The sequence below is a fragment of the Actinoplanes regularis genome, assembly GCF_900188005.1.
Lineage (GTDB): Bacteria > Actinomycetota > Actinomycetes > Mycobacteriales > Micromonosporaceae > Actinoplanes > Actinoplanes regularis.
On sequence record NZ_FZNR01000001.1, the window covers coordinates 254,822 to 271,396 of the forward strand.

General features: G+C 72.3%; 13 protein-coding genes. 10 read left to right on the forward strand and 3 right to left on the reverse strand.

Going from position 1 to position 16,575, the window contains the following annotated elements; genetic code table 11:
• Positions 1-420: 420 nt before the first annotated feature.
• The 3 genes from CHC09_RS01085 to CHC09_RS01095 are packed head-to-tail and all read right to left on the reverse strand — an operon-like array spanning position 421 to position 3,551.
• Positions 421-1,149, reverse strand: a complete 729-nt coding sequence (locus CHC09_RS01085) for an FAD:protein FMN transferase (protein WP_089291035.1) — start codon at positions 1,147-1,149, stop codon at positions 421-423.
• Positions 1,150-1,180: 31 nt separating this feature from the next.
• Positions 1,181-1,690 carry an FMN-binding protein gene (locus CHC09_RS01090; RefSeq protein ID WP_089291036.1) on the reverse strand — a complete coding sequence of 170 codons (510 nt, stop codon included), beginning with the start codon at positions 1,688-1,690 and terminating at the stop codon, positions 1,181-1,183.
• A gap of 43 nt (positions 1,691-1,733) precedes the next feature.
• Positions 1,734-3,551 (reverse strand): ferric reductase-like transmembrane domain-containing protein, encoded by a 1,818-nt coding sequence (locus tag CHC09_RS01095; protein WP_425320676.1) that lies wholly within the window; start codon positions 3,549-3,551, stop codon positions 1,734-1,736.
• A 164-nt stretch (positions 3,552-3,715) separates the two neighbouring features.
• Here CHC09_RS01095 and cbiE point away from each other — a divergent pair, with 164 nt between their 5' ends.
• From cbiE to CHC09_RS01145, 10 genes are all read left to right on the forward strand, one after another.
• Positions 3,716-4,927 (forward strand): precorrin-6y C5,15-methyltransferase (decarboxylating) subunit CbiE, encoded by a 1,212-nt coding sequence (gene cbiE / locus CHC09_RS01100; RefSeq protein WP_089291038.1) that lies wholly within the window; start codon positions 3,716-3,718, stop codon positions 4,925-4,927.
• The gene (gene cobM, locus CHC09_RS01105) at positions 4,924-5,667 is read left to right on the forward strand and encodes a precorrin-4 C(11)-methyltransferase (RefSeq protein WP_089291039.1); all 744 of its coding nucleotides are present in this window, start codon (positions 4,924-4,926) and stop codon (positions 5,665-5,667) included. The genes cbiE and cobM overlap by 4 nt, the downstream gene beginning before the upstream one ends.
• Complete coding sequence (locus tag CHC09_RS01110) at positions 5,664-6,401, forward strand: cobalt-precorrin-6A reductase (RefSeq protein WP_089291040.1); 738 nt, start codon at positions 5,664-5,666, stop codon at positions 6,399-6,401. Before cobM ends, CHC09_RS01110 begins: the two co-directional genes overlap by 4 nt.
• Positions 6,402-6,466: 65 nt before the next feature.
• A complete protein-coding gene (locus tag CHC09_RS46065) occupies positions 6,467-7,072 on the forward strand; it encodes a hypothetical protein (RefSeq protein ID WP_089291041.1) in 606 nt (201 codons plus the stop codon).
• Positions 7,069-7,638, forward strand: a complete 570-nt coding sequence (locus CHC09_RS46070) for a hypothetical protein (protein ID WP_179276912.1) — start codon at positions 7,069-7,071, stop codon at positions 7,636-7,638. Before CHC09_RS46065 ends, CHC09_RS46070 begins: the two co-directional genes overlap by 4 nt.
• A gap of 67 nt (positions 7,639-7,705) precedes the next feature.
• On the forward strand, positions 7,706-8,881 hold the full coding sequence (locus CHC09_RS01125) for a hypothetical protein (RefSeq protein WP_089291043.1): 1,176 nt from the start codon (positions 7,706-7,708) through the stop codon (positions 8,879-8,881).
• Positions 8,882-9,164: 283 nt separating this feature from the next.
• Positions 9,165-10,631: a pyridoxal phosphate-dependent decarboxylase family protein gene (locus CHC09_RS01130; protein ID WP_203833027.1), complete on the forward strand. Its 1,467-nt coding sequence runs from the start codon at positions 9,165-9,167 to the stop codon at positions 10,629-10,631.
• Positions 10,631-11,917, forward strand: coding sequence for a lysine N(6)-hydroxylase/L-ornithine N(5)-oxygenase family protein (locus CHC09_RS01135; protein ID WP_089291045.1), 1,287 nt, complete (start codon positions 10,631-10,633; stop codon positions 11,915-11,917). Before CHC09_RS01130 ends, CHC09_RS01135 begins: the two co-directional genes overlap by 1 nt.
• A complete protein-coding gene (locus CHC09_RS01140) occupies positions 11,914-14,139 on the forward strand; it encodes a GNAT family N-acetyltransferase (RefSeq protein WP_089291046.1) in 2,226 nt (741 codons plus the stop codon). The genes CHC09_RS01135 and CHC09_RS01140 overlap by 4 nt, the downstream gene beginning before the upstream one ends.
• Complete coding sequence (locus CHC09_RS01145) at positions 14,136-16,520, forward strand: GNAT family N-acetyltransferase (RefSeq protein WP_089291047.1); 2,385 nt, start codon at positions 14,136-14,138, stop codon at positions 16,518-16,520. The genes CHC09_RS01140 and CHC09_RS01145 overlap by 4 nt, the downstream gene beginning before the upstream one ends.
• Positions 16,521-16,575 lie beyond the last annotated feature (55 nt).

Below are 16,575 nucleotides of genomic sequence, written 5' to 3' on the forward strand. Positions count from 1 at the left end.
CAGGCACGGCGCGCCGAGGGCGAGGGCGAGGGCGAGGCAAGCTTTGCGCGCTGAACTCGCGGCTGAAGACTGCCGAGAACGCGGCAAGCGCTGAGCGCAGCGGGCGCAGGCGCGGCAGGTACGGCACGCTGAAGGCGCGGCTGAAGACAGCCCAGAACGCGGCAAGCACCGCCGGCTAAGGCCGGCAGGCACGGCACGCTGAGGCCGCGGCAAGCGCTGAGCGCAGCGGGCGCGGCAAGCGCTGCCTGTCGCGGTCTCGGGCGAAGTCGCGGTCCCGAGCGAAGTCGCGGTCCCGAGCGAAGTCGCGGTCCCGAGCGAAGTCGCGGTCCCGAGCGAGGGGATGCGGCAAGCACGGCGCGCGGAGGGCGCGGTTGAGGACCGCTGAGAGAGTGGCTCGCGCCGCCCGGCCGGAGGGTCGGGTCAGGGGGCGACGGGCAGGCCCGGGGAGGTGAAGGCCCGGCCGTCCTCGGTGACCGCGGCGGACTCGTAGCCGTCGGCGACGCGCTTGGCCAGCCAGGTCAGTCCGAGTTCGCCCATGGCCAGGGCCGCGGTGGCATACGCGTCGGCCACGGCCAGGTCGGGGCCGACCACGGTGACCGAGCGCAGACCGGTCGCGGGACCGCCGGTGCGGGGATTCCAGACGTGGGCGCCGCGCTCGTAGGTGCCGGAGGTGGCGACCGCGCCGTCCCGCACGGTCAGCACCCAGGCCAGCTTGTCGGCTTCCCAGGGGTGCCGGATGCCGACCCGCCAGGGGCCGCCGTTCGGGGCGGCGCCGCGCATGCGGATGTCGCCGCCGGCGTTGAGGTGGTGCCGGGTCGAGCCGGCGGCGGCCAGACGGGCCGAGGCGACCTCGACGGACCAGCCCTTGACGTAGCCGGACGGGTCGAGCGGGCCTTTCGCGTACGCGTCGAAGTAGCCGTCGGTCTCCCGCCACAGGTCGGCGCAGCGGTCCAGGACCAGGCGCAGGTCCGCCGAGCACTCCTCCGGGCGGATCTCGCGGCGCTGCAGGCGGGAGACCTCGCTGTCCTCCTTGTACGTGCTGAACCGCGCGTCGACCTCGTGCAGCCAGGCGCACGTCGACTCGATCAGCTCGCGCAGCCGGGGCTCGGGCAGGTCGTCGGCGAGTTCGATGCTGACGACCGTACCCATGACCTGTTCGACGTGGCGCACGAGCGGAACCCTACGCCGCGGCGTCGAGCGCCGCCTGCAGTGAGGTCTTGTAGGACTGGCTGGTGAAGGTGGCACCGGACACCGTGTCGACGTCGGCGCTCTGGACCTTGAGGGTCTGCTGGCTGAGCTTGCTGATCGCGGCCGGGTTGATGGTGCCGCTGAAGCCCGTCTTCGGGTACGTGGCGTTCGCGCTGGAGATCTTGCCGTCGCTGACCTTGATGGTGACCTGGACGGTGCCGTACGGGTTCTGGACGGCTTTGCCCTTGTAGGTGCCGCTCTTGAGCCCCTTGTCCTCGGCGGCCGGCTTGGTGGTCTCCTTCTTCTTCGGCGCGGAGGACGAGTTGGCGGCCGGCTTCTTGGCCGGCGCGGAGGTTCCCTCGGGCGCGGGCTCCTCGGTCTCCTGCTGTGCGACCGGTGCGGCTTCCGTCGGCAGTGCCGCGGGCTGCACGCTCAGGCGGACGCCGAGGATCAGGGCCGCGCCGGTGAGGGTGCCGACGGCTGCTGCGGTACTACGGCGCATGGCGAAACTCCAGGTCGTAGGGGTTGGAAAGATAGCTGGGGGGTCAGAACTCGAACGGGTCGAGGTGGATCTGGCTGTCCGGGACGGCGAGCTGCTTGAGCGTCCCGACCGCCGCGTTCACCAGCCCGGGCGGACCGCACAGGTAGACGTCGCGCCGGTTGACGTCGGGCACCAGGCCGCGCAGCCCGCTCTCGGTGAACAGCCGCTGCGGCCCCGGGTCGGTCCGGGATCCGACGATGTACCGCACCCAGGCGTCCCGCTCCTCGGCGAGTTCCTCCAGTTCGGCACGGAACACCAGTTCGTCCGGCCGGCTGGCCCGGTAGATCACGATGGTGTCCGCCGGCATGTCCTCGAGCAGGGCGCGAATCGGTGCGATCCCGCTGCCACCGGCGATCAGCAGCGCCCGGCGGCGGGTCCGGCGCTGGGCGGTGAACGTGCCGAACGGCCCTTCCGCCCAGATCGGCGTGCCCGGCCGCAGCTGGCCGAGCTTCGCGGTGTGCCGGCCGGCCACGGTCACAGTCAGGCGCAGCCACTCCTGGTTGGGGGCGGCGGAGAGCGAGAACGGGTGCGACTGCCACCAGCCGTTGGCGTTCAGGAACCGCCAGCGCATGAACTGGCCGGCCTGCGCGGGCAGTTTGTCCAGGTTCTTCGCGGCGATGTAGATCGAGAACGTGTTGGTGCCCTCGGCGACCACCTCGGCGACGCTGAACCGGTGCCGGGCGTTCAGCCAGACCGGTTCGACGATCCGGCCCCAGACCAGCGCGGCGATCACCAGCGCGCCCAGGCCGGGCCAGAAGTACGAGGCGAACCGGCCGCTCAGGTCCGCGCCGGTCGCGATCTGGTGGCCGTACCCGAGGAGCAGGACCAGGTAGCCGGTGAGGTGGATCAGGTGCCAGAACTCGTACGGGAGGTGGGTGCGCAGCCACCGGATCGAGGTGAACGACAGCAGCACCAGCAGACCGGTGGCGACCGTGGCGCTGATCATCTCCGGGAACGTGGTGATCATGCTCCACGCCTGGTCGACGACGCCGGTCTGGGCGAGCAGGCCGTACCCGTAGACGATGGTGACGATGTGCGCGATCACCGCGACCAGCAGCGAGGTGCCCAGCCAGCGGTGCCAGCGGAGCAGGTCCCGGGAGCCGACCCACTCCTCCAGCCAGGACACCCGGCTCATCATCAGCAGCTGGATGAAGAGCAGGTAGCCGCCGATCAGGCCGCTGACCCGGCCGGCGGCGAGCATCAGGCTGGCGGTGTCGTTGACCGTGCCGGCCTGGGTGTCGAAGAGCCAGAGCGCGATGCTGGTGGCCAGCCCGGAGAAGAACAGCATGACGGTGAAGAGCCGGTTGCCCGAGGTGGCCTCGGCGGGCGGGCGGTCGTCCTCCGGCATCGGGACGCCGGTGCCGACCTTCCAGCCGGTCGGGGAGGTGCTCGACTCGACCACGATGTCGCCGCGCCGGTAGGGGTCGGCGGGCCGGGACTGCGGACCGGGCTCCTGCTCGGGCCAGTCGGGAAGCGCATCCCACGACGGCCGAGTGGCCTGCGACGGCGAGTCCCACGACGGCCGGGTCGCCTGCGACGGGGAGTCCCACGACGGCCGGGTCGCCTGCGACGGCGAGTCCCACGAGGGCCGGGTCGCCTGCGCGGACCGGGTCGCCTGCGAAGGGGAATCCTGCGACGGGCGGGTGGCCTGCGACGGCGAGTCCCAGGAGGGCCGGCGGGATTCCGGGTACTGGGCAGCGGAACGAGACGGCGAGTCCCAGCTCTCACGGGCCTCGCGCGGTTCCGCACGCAGGCCGGCGAAGTAGCCGTCGTCGTCGTCCGGTAACTCGCGCTGGTCCTGGAAGGCCGGTATGGCCATCATCCTCACCTGCTCACCAGTCGTCTCGCGGCGCCCGCCACCCCTGCGGCCGACGTGACGGCCCGGTCTCGGTCGGAAGCCGTCAAGAATGCGTACGCACGTCGCCGCCGGATGGCTCAACCACGGACCGGAAAATTCCGGATTCCTGGACCGGATAGGTTCTGTGGGTGCGTTCCGAAACCCCTCCGCTGGTCACCGTTGTCGGGATCGGCGCAGGCGGCTTGCCGGACCTTTCCGGTACGGCGCGTTCCATACTCGACACGGCCGAACTGATCTTCGGGAGTCCCCGGCAGCTGGACCTGCTCCCCGCGTCGGTCGAAGGGGTGAGGCGTCCCTGGCCCACCCCGCTGCTCCCCGCCCTGCCCGGCCTCTTCCAGAGCGAACCGGACCGCCGGATCTGCGTCCTGGCCAGCGGCGACCCGATGTTCCACGGCATCGGCGCGACCCTGGCCCGGGTTCTCGGCCCGGACCGGCTGCGGGTCCTCCCCCACCCGTCCTCGGTCTCGCTCGCCGCCGCCCACCTCGGCTGGGACCTGGCCCGCACCGATGTGGTGAGCCTGGTGACGGCCCCGGTCCCGACGATCGGCCGGGTCCTGAATCCCGGCTGTCGCTTCCTTATCCTCTCCGCCGGCGCGGAGACCCCGGCCGCCGTCGCGGCCCACCTGACCGCCCGCGGCTTTCCGGAGGCGCGGCTCACGGTGCTGGAGCAGCTCGGCGGGCCGGGGCAGTGCGTGCGGACCGGTACGGCCGGCGACTGGGCGATGCCGCCCGGCGACCCGCTCAACGTGATCGCCGTCGAGTGCGCGGACGGCCCGCCGTCGGCGCTGGTCCCGGGGCTGCCGGACGACGCGTACGAGACGGACGGCCAGCTCACCAAGCGCGAGGTCCGCGCCGTGACCCTGGCCACTCTCGCACCCGTCCCGGGCGCGCTGCTCTGGGACGTCGGCGCGGGTTCCGGCAGCATCGGCATCGAATGGCTGCGCAGCCACCCGGCCTGCCGGGCGGTGGCCGTCGAGCCGGATGCCGGACGGGTCGCCACGATCACCGCGAACGCCGCCGCTCTCGGCGTGCCCGGCCTGCGGGTCGTGCACGGCCGCGCCCCGGAGGCCCTGGACGGCCTGCCCGACCCGGACACGATCTTCATCGGCGGCGGCCTGACCCGCGACGGCGTGCTGGACCGCTGCCTCGCCGCGCTGCGCCCGGGCGGCCGGCTGGTCGCGAACGCCGTGACCGTGGAGTCGGAGGCGGTGCTGGCCGGGGCATACGCGAGGCTGGGCGGCGAGCTGACCCGCCTCACCGTGCAGCGCGGCTCGCCGGTGGGCGGCTTCACCGGCTGGCGTTCCTTCATGCCCGTGACGATCTGGACGGTGACTCGATGACCGTGCACTTCATCGGCGCCGGTCCCGGCGCCGCCGACCTCATCACGCTGCGCGGCCACCGCCTGATCGGGGAGTCCCCGGTCTGTCTCTACGCCGGCAGCCTGGTCCCCGTCGAGCTGCTCGACGCCTGCCCGCCCGGCGCCCGCCTGGTCGACACCGCGAACCTCACCCTCGACGAGATCATCGGCGAGATGACCGCGGCGCACGCGAACGGTCAGGACGTGGCCCGGCTGCACTCCGGTGACCCGTCGGTGTTCAGCGCGGTCGCCGAGCAGATGCGCCGCCTCGACGCGGCCGGTGTCCCCTACGACGTGACGCCCGGCGTGCCGGCCTTCGCCGCGGCCGCCGCCACGCTCGGCCGGGAGTTCACCGTTCCGGAGGTGGCGCAGACAGTGATCCTGACCCGGACCGCGGAGCGGGCCACCGCGATGCCGCCCGGTGAGGACCTGGCCACGCTCGGTGCGAGCCGGGCCACGATGGTGCTGCACCTGGCCGTGCAGCGGATCGACGCGGTGGTCGCGGACCTGGTCGGCAACTACGGCGCGGACTGCCCGGTGGCCGTGGTCGCCCGGGCCAGCCGGCCGGACGAGCTCGTCGTCCGGGGCACGCTCGCCGACATCGCCGTCAAGGTCAAGGAGGCCGGGATCAGACGGACCGCGGTGATCGTGGTCGGTGCGGCCCTGACCGCCGGCCAGTTCCCGGACAGCCACCTCTACTCGGCGGACCGCTGCCGGCCATGAGGGTCCTCGTTCTCGGCGGCACCACCGAGGCCCGCGAGCTGGCGGGACTGATCGCCGCGGAGCATCAGGTGATCACCTCGCTGGCCGGCCGGACCAGCGCACCCCGGCTGCCCGCCGGGGAGACCCGGATCGGCGGCTTCGGCGGGGTGGCGGGGCTCGCCGGCTACCTGACCCGGGAGCGCGTCGACGTGCTGGTGGACGCGACGCACCCGTTCGCGGCGACGATGAGCCGGCACGCGGTGGCGGCGGCAAGGGCGGTGGACGTACCGCTGCTGGTTCTGCGAAGGCCGGGCTGGACCGCGGCGCCGGGCGACGAGTGGCACCATGTCGCGTCCGTGGACGACGCGGCCGAGTTCCTGCGGGCCTCCTCCGCGGCGCGGGTCTTCCTGACCACCGGGCGGCAGACCGTCCAGGCCTTCGCGGGCCTGGACCACTGCTGGTTCCTGGCCCGGTCGGTGGAGCCACCCGCCCCGCCGGTGCCGCGGCGGTTCGAGGTGCTGCTGGATCGCGGCCCGTTCACCGTCGACGGCGAGAGGGCGCTGCTCGCCGGGCACCGGATCGACGTTCTGGTGACCAAGGACAGTGGCGGCTCGGACGCGAAGCTGGTGGCGGCGCGGGAGTTGGGCGTACCGGTGCTCATGATCGATCGGCCGGCCGGGGCGGCCGTGCCGACGGTGCCCACCGCGGACGCCGCCGCGGCCTGGATCGGACGGTTACCGCCCGTGAGCCATTGAGCTGAGCGATCCGGCGTGCGGAAACCCGACAGTTCACATTCGCCACATCGTGCGACGCTGCAAGTATGTCGCCGGTCCGCGCGCCGTACACCGACCTGGGTGCCGTGCGCGCGCTGATCGCGGACGGGTTCGACGAGATCGTCCGGACCGCCGACGACCTGGACCAGTTCTGGATCCGCTCGGCGTGCGGCCGGCTGGCCGCCGCGGACGCGGTGCTGGCCACGGTGCCCGGGCGCCGGTCCGGGCCGGTGAACGTGCTGATCACGACGGTGGTCACGGCGGGGGTGGCGGCGGGGTCCGCCGCGCTCGCCCGGGCGGCCGGTGGCGGTCTGGTCGTGGCGCTCGTCCTCGCCGCCCTGCTGCTGGCCGTGGCGTTCCAGGTGACCGGGCTGCTACGCCGCCGGGAGGTCGCCCCGGTCCGGCCGGCGGCGCCGAAGGTACCCGGCCCCGGGCTGGTCGAGGTGCCCCTCGCGCTGGAGCGGGCCCGGGTCCGGCTGGTCTCGATGGGGCTGCGGCGGGCCGGCCGGGCGAACTGGCGGGTGCCCGCGCTGCGACGGGCGCTGAGCGGGGATCCGGCGCTGGCCCGGATCGCCGAGGCGGACCTGCTGCTCTGCCAGGCGATCGACTGCCTGGAACGGTATCTGGACGATCTGTCGAAGGACTGGTCTTGAGCCGGGACGATCCGTTCGCCGGGGGTGTCGCGCCCCGGCTCCGCCGCCTCGACCGGGGGCTGGCCGAAGCGATCCGCGACGCACAGTGCCGGGACTGGACCGCCGACCGCCCTGACCGGGTGGGCTTCGCCCGGCTCGGCCAGGTTCGCCGCGAGGTGCTCACCGCCGCCGCCCGCTACCGGGTGGCCCCGCGGGTCACGGACGGTCCGACGGTGCTGGCGGTCGCGGCCGCCGGCCTGCTGGTGGCGCTGCCGCTGCTGCTCCTGGTGCCGGACCCGGCGCGGCCGCTGCCGCTGGCCGGGATCGCGGTCGCGGCCGTCTGGGCGGCGTACGCGATCCGTGCCGGGCTGCGCCGGTTGCGGATCCGCCGGGCCCGGCACGCGGCCGACACGCCCGCTCCGATCGACGACCCTTTCCTGTACGCCGTCACGCGCCGCACCATCGAGTCCTGCGCCGCGTCCGCCCGGGCCGACCGGTCGTACCGCCGGCGTGGCGCCGCGGCCGACCTGGAATACGCTCTGGACTGGCTCTCCGCCGCACAGGACGAGCTTCCCCGCCTCCGCTGAGCCCCGTCGAGAGTCTCCCGGACCCCGTGGGTGACAGCGACCCGACGACATTTGGCACAGTGGACTGATGCTGACCGACGTGGACCTACCCGCGCCCGGACTGCTCTGGACCCGCTGGGCGGCGCTGACTGCCGCGATGACCGGCATTCACCGAGGCGAGCTGTGGTCCGTCGACGAGCGCGGCGCCCGGCGGGACGACCCGGACACCGGCTGGACCCGCTTCGCCCTGCTCGACGGCCGCCGGGCGGTGCTGTACGGCACCCATCTCGAACACCACGCGGCGACCTCCGCCGATCCGGCCACCGACCCGCTGACCGGCGCGCCGGACTGGCTGCCCTGGGCCGACCTGACCGCGCTGGCCGAGGGTGACCGGCTGGGCTTCGTGATCTGGCACGAGAACGGCCGCTGGTCGCGGGTGCGTTACCAGCACCGTTCCGGGGACGGCTCGGCCGAGCTGCTCACGCCGCTGCTCACCGAGGAGCAGACGACGGCCGCGCTGCGCGCCCTCGGCACCCCGGCCGACCGGCCGGGCCTCCGGGAGATCGCCGCCGGCCTGCTGCACGCCGCCGTCCGTGGCGAGGTCGACGCGAACCGTCTCGCCGCGCTGCTCGGCGACACCGCGGACATCGTCGCCGCGCTCGCCGCCGCGGACCGGGGCGGGATCACCCCGGGCACCCGGCCGCCGCGGATCCAGCCGGGGCAGCGCCCGCCGATGCGCCGGATCCGCCGGCTCAGCCAGGGCGAGCACGACCGGCTGGTCTGGGCCGCCATGCACGAGTCGGCCGAGCTGGGCCGCCCCGCTCCACCGGACACCGATGAGCTCGCCACGCTGGTGCGCTGGCTCCAGGAGCGCGCGCCGGGCGGGGACGGACGGTGCTCGCTGCTGGTGTACGCGGACGCGACCAGTTTCAGCTCGCAGTCCGGCGCGCACCCGCCGGGTGACCGGCCGGGCGAGGAACGGTACGCCGCCTTCCGCCGGCTCACCGAACTGGTCCGCGCCCTGCGCCGGGCCGAGTCCGATCCGCGGTACGGCCGCTGGCTCTTCCTGCGGGTGGAGACCACCGCCACGAATTACCAGGTCGAACGCTGCTACGACTCGTGGCCGGCCTGGTGGCACGACGACGGCGTCTCCGGCCCGTGGCGCACCAACCTCCAGGAGGAGGTGGAGGGTCGCCACACCCGGTGGCGTCCTTCCTGGGCTCCGCTGCTCGATCCCGAGGTGGCGTACCGCCCGGCCTCCTGAGATCCGGTCCGAGTCGCTGGTCCACGACGGCGATCCGCGCACCGCCGGGATCACACTCACCGCGTTCTGACCGTTTCCCACCGCTGGAGCCCGTCGCACGAGCGGCGGGCTCCAGCTTTGTGTGCATCGTCACGCTTGCATTCCCGGCGACTCTTGATTGCGCAGGAAGCGGGTCATACCCCGTGCGAATCGGGCGCCGAGCGGCGGGGCCGAAGTTTCACATTTATGTCGAGCCGGTTAGCCTGCCCTCAAGTTAGGTTAGGTTTGCCTTATTAGGAGGCCCGTGTTGGACGGACCCGTGTCCCCGCATCTGTTCTCCCGGTCCACGCTGGACGGCTACACGTCCGGGGTGTGGCACGCGTCAGCGCTGCTGGCCGACCGGGTGAAGGCGGTGCGACAGCCGTACTCCGGCGCCACCGTGGCCGACCTCCAGGAGCAGGTCGACGCCGTCGACCTGGACCTCCCGCTCGGTGACACCGGCGCGGCCCTGCACGAGGTCGCCCGGCTCTACCTGGACAACGCGGTCTGGTTCCACGAACCGACCTACGTCGCCCACCTGAACTGCCCGGTCGCCATCCCCGCGCTCAGCGCCGAGGTGCTGATCGCCGCGGTCAACTCGTCGGTCGACACCTGGGACCAGAGCGCCACCGCCACCCTGATCGAACGCCGGCTGATCGACTGGACCGCCGGCCGGATCGGCTTCGGCCCCGGGGCGGACGGCGTCTTCACCAGCGGCGGCACCCAGTCCAACCTGCAGGGGCTGCTGCTGGCCCGGGAGGAGGCGCTCGACGGTCGCGACCGCGAGGCGGACCTCCCCAAGCTGCGGATCTTCGCCACCACCCAGAGCCACTTCAGCGTCAGCAAGTCGGCCGGCATCCTCGGCATGACCGCGGACGCGGTGGTCGGCGTCGCCACCGACAGCACCGGCCGGATGGACCCGGTCGCCCTGGCCGCGGCGATCGACGAGGTCCGCCGCGCCGGCGACCGCCCGATGGCCGTGGTCGCCACCGCCGGCACCACCGACCTGGGCCGCATCGACCCGGTCGAGGCGATCGCCGCGATCTGCGAGGACCAGGGGATCTGGTTCCACGTCGACGCCGCGTACGGCTGCGGCCTGCTCGTCTCCCCCCGCCGCCGGCACCTGCTGGACGGCATCGAACGGGCCGACTCGGTGACCGTCGACTTCCACAAGAGCTTCTTCCAGCCGGTCAGCTGCAGCGCGATCGTGGTCCGCCGCGGCGAGACGCTACGCCGGATCGCGGTGCACGCCGACTACCTGAACCCGCGCACCGCGACCGTCCCCAACCAGGTGGACAAGAGCCTGCAGACCACGCGGCGGTTCGACGCGCTCAAGCTCTGGATGACCCTGCGGACCATGGGCTCCGAGCAGATCGGCGACATGTTCGACACGGTGGTGGACCGGGCGCGCGAGATCCACGGCGTGATCGTGGCGGACCCGGATTTCGAGGCGCTGGCCGAGCCGACGCTGAGCACCGTGCTCTTCCGGTTCCGGCCGGACGGGATGACCGTCGCCGAGTGCGACGACCTGATGCCCCGGCTGCGGCAGCGGCTCTTCTACGGCGGTCAGGCGATCGTCGCCGGCACCAAGATCGACGGCCACTACTGGCTGAAGTTCACCCTGCTCAACCCGAACACCACGATGGTGCACCTGAGCGAGGTGCTGGACCTGATCCGGAGCACCGGTCAGGACATGTCGAGTACGCGCACCGAGACGGCGGTGACGGTCTGATGAGAACGTACGACTTCGTAGCGATCGGCGTCGGCCCGTTCAACCTGGGCCTCGCCGCCCTCACCGAGGACCGGCCCGAGATCGACGGAATCTTCCTCGAGCAGCGGCCCGATTTCGACTGGCATCCCGGCCTGATGATCGACGGCGTCACCATCCAGGTGCCGTTCCTGGCCGACCTCGTCACCATGGCCGACCCGACCTCACGGTTCAGCTTCCTGAACTACCTCAAGCAGGTCGGCCGGCTGTACCCGTTCTACATCCGGGAGAGCTTCTTCCCGCTGCGCGCCGAGTACAACGCGTACTGCAAGTGGGTCGCCGGGCAGCTGCGCTCGATCCGCTGGAACACCCGGGTCCAGACGGTCACCCACGACGGTGAGGCCTACCTGGTGCACACCGGTGGCGAGACGTTCCGGGCCCGCAAACTGGTGCTCGGCATCGGCACCACCCCGCGCGTCCCGGCCGTCGCCGACCAGGGGCCGTACGTGCACAGCGCCGACTACCTCCCCAACAAGGAGCGGCTGCAGTCCCTGGACTCGATCACGGTGGTCGGCAGCGGGCAGAGCGCGGCCGAGATCTACCACGACCTGCTCGCCGACATCGACACGTACGGCTACCACCTGAGCTGGATCACCCGGTCGCCGCGGTACTTCCCGATGGAGTACACCAAGCTGACCCTGGAGATGACCTCTCCGGAGTACATCCGCTACCACCACTCGCTGCCGATGGAGACCCGCGACCGGCTCGGCCGTGAGCAGCGCAACCTCTACAAGGGCATCAGCGGGGACCTGGTCGACGCCATCTACGAGACGCTCTACGCGAAGAGCCTCGACGGCCCGGTCCCGACCACCCTGTTCCCCGGCGTGGAGCTTGCGGGCGTGATCTGGGACGAGGCGGCCGGGCGGTACACACTCGCGCTCAACCACCTGGAGCAGGGCCGCTCGTTCACCGCGGGCACCCAGGGCCTGGTCCTCGCCACCGGGTACGCCGCCCGCGTGCCGTCGTTCCTGGACCCGGTCCGCGACCGGATCAACTGGGACGCGCGTGGCCGCTTCGATGTGGCCGTCGACTACTCGATCGACACGGCCGGCGACGAGATCTTCGTGCAGAACGCCGAGGAGCACACGCACAGCCTCACCGCGCCGGACCTGGGCATGGGGCCGTACCGGAACTCGGTGATCCTCAAGGGCCTGACCGGCCGGGAGATCTACCCGATCGAGGAACGGATCGCCTTCCAGCAGTTCGGCGCCCCCACCGCCGACCTCCCCCGACACCTGGTGACGTCATGAACCTCGTACCCCTCGATCTCGACCGCGACCTGGACCTGCTGCACCGGTGGGTGACCCACCCCCGCTCGCACTTCTGGGGCCTGCAGAGCGCCGACACGCAGCGAGTCCGCGACGAGTACCGGAAGATCGCCGACAACCCGCACCACCACGCGTGGCTGGGGCTCGACGACGACGGCACCCCGCTGTTCCTGGCCGAGACCTACGAGCCCGCGCACAGCGAACTCGCCGAGCACTACCCGGTGCGGGCCGGTGACCTCGGCATGCACGTGCTGGTCGCGCCGCCGGCCGGCGGGCAGCGCGCCGGGACCACTTCGGCGGTGATGCGCGCGGTGCTCGACTTCTGCTTCGCAGACCCGCGGATCGACCGCGTGGTCGTCGAGCCGGACGTGCGCAACGAGGCGATCGCGCGGAAGAACGCCGAGGCCGGCTTCGTCGAGGAGAAGCACGTCCAGCTGCGCGACAAGGTGGCGCGGCTGAGCTTCTGCACCCGGACCGCGTACGAGATGAGCGCGCCGCACCTGCGGCCCGCCGCGATCGCGTACGCCCACCGTCGCCTGATCGCGAAGGCGATCGCCGAATTCAGTCACGAGCGGCTCATCTCGCCCGTGCCCGAGAGCCCCGGCCGCTACCGGCTCGGCGAGCTGACCTTCACCGCGCAGCGGTTCGCGCTGGAGCACTGGGTGGTCGACGCGGACTCCCTGGAAGGGCCGCTCGACGCGCTGGAGTTCATCACCGGGCTGCGGGAGACGCTCGGCATCCCGGAGAAGCTGCTCGGGACGTACCTCGAGGAGATCTCGGCGACGCTGGCCGGCACCGCGTGGAAGGTCACCCATCGCCGGGAGACCGTGGAACAACTCGTGCACGCCGCCGATCCCGTCAAGCAGTTTCAGACCATCGAGGCGGCGATGACCGAGGGGCACCCCGGCTTCGTCGCCAACAACGGGCGGATCGGTTTCGGTCTCAAGGACCATGAGGCGTACGCCCCGGAGGCCGGGCAGCCGGTCCGCCTGCGCTGGGTGGCGGTCCGCAAGGACGAGAGCCTGTTCGTCACCGCCGGCGACGAGCGCGAGCACTACCTCGCCGAATTCGGACCGGAGACCCTTTCCCGGTACGAAAGACAGCTGCGTGGGCACGGCCTGAACCCGGACGACTACCGCTACCTGCCCGTGCACCCGTGGCAGTGGGAGCACAAGGTCACCGTGACGTTCGCCGCGGACGTGGCCCGGCGGGCGATCGTGCCGCTCGACGAGGGCGACGACCAGTACCGCGCGCAGCAGTCGATCCGCACGTTCTTCAACGTCGACCGGCCCGAGCGGCACTACGTGAAGACCGCGATCGCGGTGCAGAACATGGGCTTCCTGCGCGGGCTCTCGCCGAAGTACATGCAGGCCACGCCGCCGATCAACGAGTGGGTCAAGGCGCTGGTCGACGGCGACGAGGAGCTGCGCGCCAACGGCTTCGGGGTGCTTCGGGAGATCGCCTCCGTCGGCTACACCGGCGACGCCTACCACCGGACGGGCACGCCCAGCGCGTACACGAAGATGCTCGCCGCGCTCTGGCGCGAGTCGCCCGTGCCGCAGCTCGCGCCGGGCGAGCGGCTCGCCACCATGGCCAGCCTCCTGCACCGCGACCGGGACGGAAACGCCCTGGTCACCGAGCTGATCCGGGCGTCGGACGTCAGTGCGGACGAGTGGGTCGCCGGATACTTCCGGGCCTACCTGCGGCCGATCGTGCACTGCCTGCTCAAGCACGAGCTGGCCTTCATGCCGCACGGCGAGAACCTGATCCTGGTCCTGGAGAACCACGTACCGCGCCGGGTGTTCATGAAGGACATCGGCGAGGAGGTGGCGGTGATGAACGACCAGCCGCTGCCGCCCGAGGTGGAGCGGATCCGGATCGACGTCAGCACCGAGATCAAGGAGCTCGCCCTCTTCACCGACGTCTTCGACGGGTTCCTCCGGCACCTGGCCGGGATCCTGGCGGTCGACGGGGTGCTGCCGGAGCGCGAGTTCTGGACCCTCGCCGGGGACTGCGTGCGCGCGCACGCCAAGGACCACCCCGACCTCGCCGGGCGGCTCGACCTGCTGCGGCCGACGTTCAAGCACTCCTGCCTGAACCGGCTCCAGCTGCGGAACACGCTGCAGATGGTGGACCTGACCGACCAGGCCGGCTCGCTGATCTTCGCGGGTGAGCTGGAGAATCCGATCGCCGTCTTCGGATGAGGCTTTACCGCGACGACTACGGGATCCCGCACCTGCGCGCCGCCTCGGTCGCCGAGCTGGCCTACCTGCAGGGGCGGGTGACCGCTTCCGATCGGGGGCGGCAGCTCGTCGTCGAGCGCCTGCGCTCGGAGGGGCGGCTGGCGTCGGTCGCCGGCCCGGCCGAGGTCCCGTGGGACCGGTTCGCCCGGCGGGTCCGGCTCGACAGCACCGCACGGCGCTGCTTCGCGCTGCTCTCCGAGGAGACCCGGAGCTTCCTGACGTCCTACGCGGACGGCGTGCGCTCCGCCGGGATCGAGTGGCATCCGTGGTCGTCGCTCGGCGTCTTCCAGGTGCAGCACATCCTGTTCGGGACGTTCCCCAACAAGTTGTGGCGCGCGCACGTCGAACGGACGCTCGGCCCCGCCGCGGCCGACTGGTTCGCGATCGAGGGGCCGGGCGGCTCCGGCAGCAACGCCTGGGCGGTGCCCGGCGAGATCGCCGGCGACCCGCACCGGCTGCTCGAACTGCCCGGCGTCTACCAGCAGATCCGGCTTGCCTGCCCGGAGTTCGACGTGGCCGGGCTGACCTTCCCCGGCGTGCCCGGGGTGCAGCACTTCGGCCACGCAGGCTCGGTGGCCTGGGCGGTCACCAACGCCATGGCCGACTACCAGGACCTCTACTTCGAAGAGCTCCGGGAGACGCCGGAGGGGCTCCAGGCCCGGGGCCCGGCCGGCTGGGAGCCGGTCCACCGGCATCAGGAGACGATCTCGGTACGGGACGGCGACCCGGTCGTCGTCGACGTCGTCGAGACCGCGCGGGGCCCGGTGATCGACGGCGACCTGAGCCTGCGCACCCCCGCCCGGGTCGCGTCCGACCTCGGCTTCGACGCCCTGCTCCCGCTGCTGCGGGCGACGACCGCCGACGAGGTGGCCGACGCGTTCGCCGGCTGGGTGGAGCCGGTCAACAGCGTCCTGGTCGCCGACAGCGGCGGGAGGCTGCTGCAGCTCACGGCCGGCCGGGTGCCGCTACGGGACGACCGCAACCGGCAGGTCCCGGTCCCCGCCTGGGAGCCACGGCACGAATGGAAGCCCGGCTGGGTCCCGCCCTTCCGGGCCGCGGCGGCCAGTGCGGTCAACGCCAACGATCGACGGCCGGACACCGAACCGTACGGTGTGGACTTCTCGCCGCCGGGCCGCGCCCGCCGGATCCGGGAACTCCTCGACGCCGGCTTCCCGCCCGAGAAGATCCACCTGGACACCTCGATGCCCGCCGGCTCGCTCGACGCGGGGCGACTCGCGGCCCGGCGATCCGCGGCGGCCCGCCGGCTGCACGAGCATCCGGCCCTCGCGCCGCTCTTCGCCGGCCACGGCCACGACCCGCTCTTCGCGCCCTGGACCGATCCGCGCGCCCGGATCGGTCACGCGCTGGACGGGGTGCTCGCCGGGCTCGGGCTGTCCATTTCCGATCTAGTCAATCCCGTCGATCTCGTCGATGAGGAGCCGGCGCAGGCCGGGACCTGGGGTTCGCGGCACCTGCTGTACCCGCTCGTCCTGCCCGGCCTGGAGTGCGAGCCACCCCGTGTCGAGCTCGGCGGCTCGGCCGACTGCGTGCTCAACACGTCCAGCGTCCCGGGCGTCAGCGACCTCTGCTGGCGCGGCCCGGTCGCCCGTTACGTGTGGGACCTCGCGGACCGGCAGCGCAGCCGGTGGGTCGTGCCGTTCGGCGCGGTCGACGCCCCGGACTCGCCGCACTTCCTGGACCAGCTCCCGCTCTGGGCGAACGGCGACCTGGTCCCCCTGATCACCGACTGGGACCGTCTGCATCTCACCTCAGGAGCCGTGATGACCGCCGTCTTTACCCAGAAACTCCCCGGCCTGGGCGAGTTCAGCCTGATCCCGCTCGACCCGGTAGCGCACGCCGAAGTGGTGCACTCGTGGGTGATCCAGCCGCGGAACCGTTTCTGGGGCATGCTCGACCACACCGTCGAGCAGGTGCGCGACATCTACGCGTTCGTCGACAGCCTGGACAGCCACCACGCGTACCTGATGCTGATCGACGAGCAGCCGGTCGGCGTCTTCCAGACCTACCAGCCGGAGCACGACCCGGTCAGCGAGTGCTACGAGGTCGAGCCGGGCGACTTCGGCGTACACCTGATGTTCTCCGCCGGCGATCTGGACCTGCCGCACCTGACCAGCGCCGCCATGCCGGCCCTGCTCGCCTTCTCGTTCCGCGACCCGGCCACCCGGCGCCTCATCGTCGAGCCGGACGTCCGCAACGAGAGGGCGGTCGCCCGGATGGAGCGTCAGGGCTTCGTACTGGGCCCGGAGATCGATCTCGGCCACAAGCGCGCCCGGCTGTCCTACCTCGCCCGCTCCCGCTGGGAGTCCTACCAACCCTCCTGATCTCCGCCCCGGACAGCAGGAAGGAACGCCGGCCCGGACCACGGGCAGCCGCGGT

Excerpts from the sequence above, each read along its gene's own strand:
- CHC09_RS01085 (WP_089291035.1), bottom strand. The coding sequence starts at position 1,149 with ATGGGTACGGTCGTCAGCATCGAACTCGCCGACGACCTGCCCGAGCCC.
- CHC09_RS01090 (WP_089291036.1), bottom strand. The coding sequence starts at position 1,690 with ATGCGCCGTAGTACCGCAGCAGCCGTCGGCACCCTCACCGGCGCGGCC.
- CHC09_RS01095 (WP_425320676.1), bottom strand. The coding sequence starts at position 3,551 with ATGATGGCCATACCGGCCTTCCAGGACCAGCGCGAGTTACCGGACGAC.
- cobM (WP_089291039.1), top strand. The coding sequence starts at position 4,924 with ATGACCGTGCACTTCATCGGCGCCGGTCCCGGCGCCGCCGACCTCATC.
- CHC09_RS01110 (WP_089291040.1), top strand. The coding sequence starts at position 5,664 with ATGAGGGTCCTCGTTCTCGGCGGCACCACCGAGGCCCGCGAGCTGGCG.
- CHC09_RS46065 (WP_089291041.1), top strand. The coding sequence starts at position 6,467 with ATGTCGCCGGTCCGCGCGCCGTACACCGACCTGGGTGCCGTGCGCGCG.
- CHC09_RS01125 (WP_089291043.1), top strand. The coding sequence starts at position 7,706 with ATGCTGACCGACGTGGACCTACCCGCGCCCGGACTGCTCTGGACCCGC.
- CHC09_RS01135 (WP_089291045.1), top strand. The coding sequence starts at position 10,631 with ATGAGAACGTACGACTTCGTAGCGATCGGCGTCGGCCCGTTCAACCTG.
- CHC09_RS01140 (WP_089291046.1), top strand. The coding sequence starts at position 11,914 with ATGAACCTCGTACCCCTCGATCTCGACCGCGACCTGGACCTGCTGCAC.
- CHC09_RS01145 (WP_089291047.1), top strand. The coding sequence starts at position 14,136 with ATGAGGCTTTACCGCGACGACTACGGGATCCCGCACCTGCGCGCCGCC.